This window comes from Streptomyces sp. NPDC015532 (assembly GCF_043078065.1).
GTDB lineage: Bacteria > Actinomycetota > Actinomycetes > Streptomycetales > Streptomycetaceae > Streptomyces.
On sequence record NZ_JBIBSY010000017.1, the window covers coordinates 193,929 to 201,657 of the forward strand.

Below are 7,729 nucleotides of genomic sequence, written 5' to 3' on the forward strand. Positions count from 1 at the left end.
CGCCCGCCGCTCTCTCAGGAGGATCCATGCTGTCCGCGGAATCCGCCGCCCTCGTACGGGCCACCCTGCCCGCCGTGGCCGGAGCACTCGACGAGATCACCGCCCGTTTCTACGCCACGATGTTCCACGACCGGCCGGAACTCCTCGACGGCATGTTCAACCGGGGCAACCAGGCCGGCGGCGTCCAACGCCGGGCCCTGGCCGGATCGATCGCCGGATTCGCCGGCGCGCTGCTGGAGAACCCCGACTCGCGGCCGGACGCGCTGCTGTCCCGGATCGCCCACAAGCACGCCGCTGTCGGCGTCACCGACGACCAGTACACGATCGTGCACAAGTACCTGTTCGGCGCGATGGCGGAGGTCCTCGGCGACGCGGTCACCCCGGAGGTGGCGGCCGCCTGGGACGAGGTCTACTGGCTGATGGCCGGAGCCCTGATCGCCCGGGAGGCCCTCCTCTACCAGGACGCGAACGTACAGCCCGGCGGGATCTGGCGGCCCTGGACGGTCGTCGAACGCCGCGCCGAGACCCCCGACGTCGTGTCCTTCCTGCTCCGCCCGGCCGATGGCGGACGCGTGCCGCGGGCCCACGCGGGCCAGTACGTGAGCGTTCGCGTGCGCATGGCCGACGGCGTGCACCAACTGCGCCAGTACAGCCTGTCCTCGGACCCGGGGGGAAAGCTGAGGCGCATCACGGTGAAGCGGGTGACGGATGACGCCGACGGGCAGGACGGCGAGGTCTCCACCCTGCTGCACGACCGCGTCCATGAGGGGGACGAACTGCTGCTGTCCGCACCGTTCGGCGATGTCTTCCTCGACGACCCGGTGGATACCACCACCCCCGTCGTGCTCGTCTCGGCCGGCATCGGCTGCACCCCCATGACCGGCATCCTGGCCCGTCTGGCCGCCCTCCGCTCGATCCGCCCGGTACTGGTCCTGCACGCCGACCGCTCCCCCGCCGACCACCCCCTGCGTGCAGAGACACACGATCTCGTCGGTCAACTGCACGGCGCCCGGGCCGTCTTCTGGTACGAGCGCCCCGGACCGGAGGAACCGGACGCCCGCACCGGCCTGATGGACCTGAGCGACACCGAACTCCCCCACAACGCCACGGTGTTCCTGTGCGGTCCACTGCCCTTCATGCGAGACGTACGCGGACAGCTGCTCGGCGCCGGGGTTCCCGCGCGACGCATCCGCTACGAGGTCTTCGGACCCGACGTGTGGCTGCCCGGCACCACGGACTGAACCCATCACCTCTTCCGGCGCCCGGCGGAAGGACCCGAGGGCCGTCCGGACCGGCGAGGTGACCAACGGCCCACAGACACAAGACCTGGCGGCAGGAAACCGTGGAGGCGCGGTACCCCGATCGACCAGTGAGAACGAGGAGTTGTGTGATGGCGAAGGCATATCTGGTGGGCGGCGGGATCGCGGCCCTGGCCGCGGCGACGTTCCTGATCCGCGACGGCGGCTTCGAAGGCCGCGACATTCACCTCTTCGAGGAACAACGGTCGCTCGGCGGCAGCCTCGACGCGGGCGGCACTCCGGAGGCCGGCTACACCATGCGCGGCGGGCGCATGTTCGAAGCCGAGTTCCGCTGCACCTACGACCTGCTGTCCGGCATCCCCAGCCTCGACGACCCCGGCGTCTCGGTGACCGAGGAGATCCTGGCCGGACACGAGGACTTCGCCTGGGACGACATCGCCCGGCTCGTCGACGGGGACGGCAAGATCGTCGACACGACCTCCATGGGATTCTCCGAACGTGACCGGCTGGAGCTGGTCCGCTGCCTGGCCACCCCCGAAGCACACCTGGACGGCAAGCGGATCACCGACTGCTTCGGCGAGCACTTCTTCACCAGCGCCTTCTGGTTCATGTGGTGCACCACGTTCGCCTTCCAGCCCTGGCACAGCGCGATCGAGTTCCGCCGCTATCTGAGGCGTTTCGTCCACCTGTTCTCCGAGTTCGCCTCCATGTCGGGCATCCACCGGACCCGCTACAACCAGTACGACTCCATCGTCCGGCCCCTGACCGCCTGGCTCCGGGAGCGCGGTGTCACGGCGCACACCGGCTGTCACGTCACCGACCTCGGCTTCACCCCGGGCATCAGGAGCGGCACGGTCGAGACCATCCACCTGAACCGACGCGGCCACGACGAAAAGGTCACCGTCGCGCCCGAGGACCTGGTCCTCGTCACCAACGGATCCATGACCGACGCCTCCAGTCTCGGCTCCCACACCTCCGCGCCTCCGCCGGCTCCGCACCGCTCGGACGCCTGGCTGCTGTGGCACCGGCTGGCCCGCGGCCGCGACGACTTCGGCAACCCCGACGCCTTCGACAAGAACGTCAAGCAGTCCCGCTGGGAGTCGTTCACGGTCACCACCAAAGACCCCGCGTTCCTGAAGGCACTCGAGGAGTTCAGCGGCCGGCCGACCGGCAAGGGGGGACTGATGACCTTCACCGGGTCCAACTGGCTGCTCACCATCGTCGCCAACCGCCAGCCCGTCTACCGCGACCAGCCGGAGGACGTGGGGGTCTTGTGGGGCTACGGCCTGTTCCCCGGCCGCGCGGGCAACCAGACGCCCAAGCCGATGACCATGTGCACGGGCCGCGAGATCCTCGAAGAGGTCCTGCACCACCTTCCGTTCGACGAGCGGACGGCGGCCCGGGTCCGGGAGACCTCCACCGTCGTGCCCTGTGTGATGCCGTACATCACCAGCCAGTTCCTGGCCCGCCGCCGTGACGACCGGCCCCGAGTGGTCCCGAAGGGGTCGGTCAACCTCGCCTTCATCGGGCAGTTCGCCGAGGTGCCCGACGATGTCGTCTTCACCGTCGAGTACTCCGTACGCACCGCTTGGACGGCGGTCGCGCGGCTTCTGAAGCTGGACAGGCATCCGCCGCAGGTCTACAAGGGCCATCACGACCCCCACGTACTGGCGGCGGCTCTGGAGACCATGCACCGCCGGCAGGACGGTTCGAGGGCCGTTCGGCCCGGAACAGGAGGAACGATGAGGCCCTGAAAGACGCGGTGACGGGGATTCAGGAAGGGGTCTGCATGTCGTACAGGGGGCGTCCCCCGACAAGTCGGCGTCCGGTGACGAGCGCCGAGGTGATGCGCAGGTAGACCTCCTGCGGTGCCGGCGCCCAGGAACGCGGCCCGGTCCTCAGCAGCCGTGCGTGCTCGCCCGGGTCGGTCACGAGGTGGGCGGACCCCACGATCACGACACTCCATCCGGAGTGGAGGACGGCATCGAGCTCATCGGCCTCGAAGGCCACCACGGCTCCGTCGATCGCCGTCACCAGGTCCGAAGAGGCCGGGGTGCACACCAGTACCGCGCCGTCATGGTCAAGGCAGAAGCTGACCGGCAGGACGGCCGGCAACGCCAGCCGTGTGTACACGACCCGCCCCACAGGCACCGCGGCCAGCATGGCCAGGCAGTCCTGCCGGTCGAGTTCGCGAAATCCGTCGTCGGCGTACATCTGCCTTCTCGTCTCTCACTGACAAAGCGGTACCGAGCCGGCCCGTCCTCAAGCGGTGAGGACCCCCTCGGCCAGGGACCCTGGGTTCCCGGGAGAAACCCGTTCAGGCCACGATGCGGCGTCCTGTGAGGGCATGCGGTTCGATGCGCACCCACGTGTCGCGCCTGCCACCGGACCACGGCGCGCTGTACGCCCGCTGCGCGAGCCGACGCTCTTCATCGCTGTCCGTCACCTCGCGCGCGTACCCGCGCGCCAGCACGCTCCAGCCCTGGCTGAAGGTGTCGTCGACGCGATCGACCTCGAACGCGACCAGGCAGCCGGACGCCAGCGACGGTGTGGCGCCGCGGGCGGTTCTGAAGACGATCGCGTCATCCACGACGCTGTAGTTGACAGGAACGATCACCGGCCCGGACGCCGTGGACACCGCGACCCTTCCCACACCGTGCGTCGACAGCAGCTCAGCGCACTCGGCCCTGCTCAGCTCGGTGAATTCGGGATCGCGCCCGGCCTGTTCACGACCGGAGGGCACATCGGCATCGCCGCCGGTGAGCTCCGAGACCGTCGTCCGCAGTGCCGCCGCCAGCGTGAGCAGTGCGCCTCGGCCGGGCGCGGCGCCGGGGTGTTGTTCCAGGTGCTTCACGTAGCTGGGGGCCATGCCCGCTCGGGCGGCCGTCTCCTCCGTCGTCAGTCCGAGCAGGGCGCGGCGTGCGGCGAGTCGGCGGCCCAGATCACCCGAGGGCAGACCCGTCGTCCCGTTCACCTGTGTCCGGTCGGTCACGGCTCGTCACGTCCTCTCGCCAGGTCGATATGGCCCGATATATCGATATTGCCCAGTAATGACCTGGTCCGCTTGGGCCATACGGCCCTGTCGCTCGCCGAACGGCCCTCGCGGTGAGTCCAGTGATGAAGAGGGGGCACATCCTGAGCAGGGCTCCAGGGGGTCTCGCGCCCCCTGGGCTGAAGTGCCCTTTTCAGCCGGTCAGTCGTCCGCCACAAGAGCCGTCAGGTCCAGGAGGCGGTTGGTGTAGCCCCATTCGTTGTCGTACCAGCCGAAGATCTTGGCCAGCGTTCCGTTGGCCTGGGTCAGGGCGGGATCGAAGACGCAGGACGAGGGGTCACCGATCACGTCGCGGGAGACGATCGGGGCCTTCGTGACACGCAGGATGCCGTTCAACGGGCCATCCGCGGCAGCCTCGAACGCGGCGTTGATCTCGTCCACGGTCGCCTCCCGGGCGAGGACCACGGCGAGGTCGGTGAGCGAGCCGTCCTCCACGGGCACACGGACCGCGATCCCGTCCAGTGCGCCCGCCAGCTCCGGCACCACCAGTCCCACGGCACGGGCGGCACCGGTGCTGGTGGGAATGATGCTGAGGGCCGCGGAGCGGGCCCGGCGCAGGTCCTTGTGCGGGCCGTCCAGCAGCGACTGGTCGTTGGTGTAGCCATGGATGGTGGTCATCACACCACGCTCGACGCCGAAGGCGTCGTCGAGCACCTTCACCATCGGGGCGACACAGTTGGTGGTGCAGGAGGCGGCGGAGACGATCCGGTCGCGGTTCCGGTCGTAGGCACGGTCGTTGACGCCCATCACGATGGTGGCGTCCACGCCCTTGCCCGGGGCCGACAGCAGCACGGTGTGGGCCCCGCCCTTCAGATGCAGGGCCGCGGAGTCCCGGTCACGGAAACGCCCGGTGGACTCGATCACGACGCCGGCGCCGTAGTCGGACCAATGCAGGGCGGCCGGGTCCCGTTCGGCGGTGACGGCGATGCGCCGTCCGTCGACCGTGATGGAGCTGTCGTCGTGCCGGACATCGCGCCCGATGTGTCCGAACGTCGAGTCGTACTCCAGCAGGTGGGCCAGGGTGGCGGGTGAGGTGATGTCGTTGACGGCGACCACCTCGACGTCCTGGGTGCCTTCCTCGGCACGGTCGAGCGCGGCGCGGAGGTAGGTGCGACCGATGCGGCCGAAGCCGTTGATACCGACGCGTACGGTCATGACGGTGACGTCCTTCCGGGAGTGAGAGGCGGGTCAGTTGTTCCGGGTCCGGTCGGCGACCTCGGGCAGGTCGCCTCAGTGCGCGCGGATCCAGGCCTGGTGTCGGGTACGCGCGTCGGCCGTCTGCTGCCGCAGGGCGACCAGCAGGTCCGGGTGGGTTGTCGAGCGCGGTGCCGTACGCGGGGGAGAGCGAGCGGCCGAGGGCGGCCACCCTCGTGGATCGAGCCGCTGAGCAGCCGCCCGTCTCTCTCACGCCGGCTCGGGGACGACCGCGACGGCGCAGGCGGCGTGGTGCAGCGCCGTGTGGGCGACGCGCCCCAGCTGGAGCCCCAGGTGTCCCGGGTTGCGCCGCGCACCGACCACCAGCAGATCGGCCTCGTACGAGGCGTCCAGCAGGACCCTGCGGGCGGGGCCCTCGACCGTGCGCCGGTTCAGGTCCACATCCGCGGGTGCGTGCTCCAGCGCCGTGTCCAGGACCTCGATGGCATGCTGCTCGTGCAGACGCGCCGGTTCACCGGCGAGCAGGGGGTGGTCGGTGGTCTCGTGCGCCGGACACCGCCAGGCCCGCACGGCGTCCAGGGTCGCGTGGCGCAGCTTCGCCTCCTGTACGGCGAAGCGCAGTGCGGCGGAGTCCGCCGCCTTCTCGCCGACGCCCACGACGACCCTGCCGCGCGCGCCGGTGCGGACCTGGTTGTCGTGGCTGCCGCGCAGCACGATCACCGGGCAGTCCGCTCGGGCGGCGACAGTCAGGCTGACCGAACCGAGCAGCATCTCGACGAAGCCGCCGCGACCGCGCGTGCCGAGCACCAGCGCGACGGCCTCGCGTCCCTCGCGGACCAGCGCGTACTCGGGCTCCTCCGGCAGCACGTCGGTGGAGATCTCCAACCCGCCCTGGCGCAGCCGGGCTCGCTGTGCGGCGGTCCGCACGATGTCCCAGGCCGTGACCTCCTCGGACGGCCGGCCGAGGTCCTGTCCGGGAGTGGCGCCCTCGTAGCGCTCCCACAAGGAGGCGTACACCAGCCGGAGCGGCGCCCCGCGCAGGGCGGCCTCGTCGGCCGCCCAGTCGACGGCTCGCAGGCTGGGTTCGGAGCCGTCCACGCCGACGACGATCGGGAGGGTCATGGTCTCTTCTCCTCAGGGTGGGTCAGCTGTGCGGGACTACGGCGACAGGTGCCGTGGAGTGGTGCAGGACGGAGTGGGTGACGTGCCCGATGTGGGCGCCGAGGGGGCTGCGCCGGACGCGCCGGCCCACGACGACGAGCGAGGCCTCGCGCGAGGCGTCCACGACGAGGACGGCCGCGCTGCCGTAACGGGACACCTCGACGACCTCCACGTCCGGGAACTTCTTCCGCCAGGGGAGCAGCACCTCGGTCACGGCCTGGGACGCGCTCAGGGCAAGTGCCTCGTGCAGCGCCGGGTTGGCGGGCGTGCCGTACGCGTAGTAGGGCGGCGGGGTCCAGCCGTGGACGACCCGCAGGGACGTCGCACGGAGCTCGGCGGCGGCGAAGGCGAACGCGATCAGCGTCTCGTCGGGGTGCTCGACGTCGAGTCCGAGGACCACGGGCCGGAACGGCGTCGCGGCCGACGGAACACCCGCCGGGTCCGGCTCGTGCTCGTCGGCGGCTGTCTCCAGCGCGCGGACCAGGACGACCGGGCTGTCCGTGTGCGCGACGGCGGACAGGCCGACCGAGCCGACCATGAACCCGCCGATCCCGCCGAGGCCGCGCGAGCCCAGGACGAGCAGTTCGGCCTCCTTCGCCGCCTTGGCCAGTGCGTCACCCGGGTGGCCGGAGAGCTGCTCCGTGCACACCTCGACGCCGGGGTGGCGCAGCCGGATCCCCTCGGCCGCCTCCCGGGGAATCCGCTCGGTCCAGTGCTGCTGGGTCTCGGCGCCCAGGAGCGGTGCCTGGGCCATGGGCTCCGGCACCGGCTCCCACACGTGCACGATCTTCAGCGGCAGGCCACGCAACTCCGCCTCGCGAGCCGCCCATTCTGCGGCGGCACGGCTCTCCTGCGAGCCGTCGAGACCTACGGTGATGGTGCGGAGCATGATCTCCACCTCCTGGGGCGAGGGTTCGGGTTCCAGAGTTGTCTTCGAGCGGTTCCTCGTGCAGGGGCCACTGGTCCCTGCCTCGGGCCGTCCGGCTCCCTGCGCGGCTCGGTGCGGTGGGCCGGATGACGGGCCCACCGCGCCGTCGGTGCTCAGCGCAGCCAGCTGTGGTCGCGGACGAAGGGCAGCTTGGCCCAGAGCCTGCCCGCGCCC

7 protein-coding genes are annotated in these 7,729 nt (G+C 70.7%); 2 read left to right on the plus strand and 5 right to left on the minus strand.

Annotated elements, in window-relative coordinates; genetic code table 11:
• The first annotated feature begins 26 nt into the window (after positions 1-26).
• Together ACF07B_RS36465 and ACF07B_RS36470 are read left to right on the plus strand one after the other, a co-directional pair.
• Complete coding sequence (locus tag ACF07B_RS36465; RefSeq protein ID WP_392182061.1) at positions 27-1,241, plus strand: globin domain-containing protein; 1,215 nt, start codon at positions 27-29, stop codon at positions 1,239-1,241.
• A 128-nt stretch (positions 1,242-1,369) separates the two neighbouring features.
• Complete coding sequence (locus ACF07B_RS36470; protein WP_392182062.1) at positions 1,370-3,013, plus strand: oleate hydratase; 1,644 nt, start codon at positions 1,370-1,372, stop codon at positions 3,011-3,013.
• 19 nt (positions 3,014-3,032) lie between these two features.
• Here the strand turns inward: ACF07B_RS36470 and ACF07B_RS36475 are convergent, their stop codons facing one another.
• From ACF07B_RS36475 to ACF07B_RS36495, 5 genes are all read right to left on the minus strand, one after another.
• Complete coding sequence (locus ACF07B_RS36475) at positions 3,033-3,473, minus strand: pyridoxamine 5'-phosphate oxidase family protein (RefSeq protein WP_392182063.1); 441 nt, start codon at positions 3,471-3,473, stop codon at positions 3,033-3,035.
• A gap of 103 nt (positions 3,474-3,576) precedes the next feature.
• Positions 3,577-4,251 carry a pyridoxamine 5'-phosphate oxidase family protein gene (locus tag ACF07B_RS36480; RefSeq protein ID WP_392182064.1) on the minus strand — a complete coding sequence of 225 codons (675 nt, stop codon included), beginning with the start codon at positions 4,249-4,251 and terminating at the stop codon, positions 3,577-3,579.
• A 201-nt stretch (positions 4,252-4,452) separates the two neighbouring features.
• On the minus strand, positions 4,453-5,466 hold the full coding sequence (gene gap / locus ACF07B_RS36485; protein ID WP_392182065.1) for a type I glyceraldehyde-3-phosphate dehydrogenase: 1,014 nt from the start codon (positions 5,464-5,466) through the stop codon (positions 4,453-4,455).
• A 249-nt stretch (positions 5,467-5,715) separates the two neighbouring features.
• On the minus strand, positions 5,716-6,588 hold the full coding sequence (locus tag ACF07B_RS36490; RefSeq protein ID WP_369481984.1) for a universal stress protein: 873 nt from the start codon (positions 6,586-6,588) through the stop codon (positions 5,716-5,718).
• 22 nt (positions 6,589-6,610) lie between these two features.
• Positions 6,611-7,516 (minus strand): universal stress protein, encoded by a 906-nt coding sequence (locus tag ACF07B_RS36495; protein ID WP_392182066.1) that lies wholly within the window; start codon positions 7,514-7,516, stop codon positions 6,611-6,613.
• Positions 7,517-7,729 lie beyond the last annotated feature (213 nt).

Excerpts from the sequence above, each read along its gene's own strand:
- ACF07B_RS36465 (WP_392182061.1), top strand. The coding sequence starts at position 27 with ATGCTGTCCGCGGAATCCGCCGCCCTCGTACGGGCCACCCTGCCCGCC.
- ACF07B_RS36475 (WP_392182063.1), bottom strand. The coding sequence starts at position 3,473 with ATGTACGCCGACGACGGATTTCGCGAACTCGACCGGCAGGACTGCCTG.
- gap (WP_392182065.1), bottom strand. The coding sequence starts at position 5,466 with ATGACCGTACGCGTCGGTATCAACGGCTTCGGCCGCATCGGTCGCACC.
- ACF07B_RS36490 (WP_369481984.1), bottom strand. The coding sequence starts at position 6,588 with ATGACCCTCCCGATCGTCGTCGGCGTGGACGGCTCCGAACCCAGCCTG.
- ACF07B_RS36495 (WP_392182066.1), bottom strand. The coding sequence starts at position 7,516 with ATGCTCCGCACCATCACCGTAGGTCTCGACGGCTCGCAGGAGAGCCGT.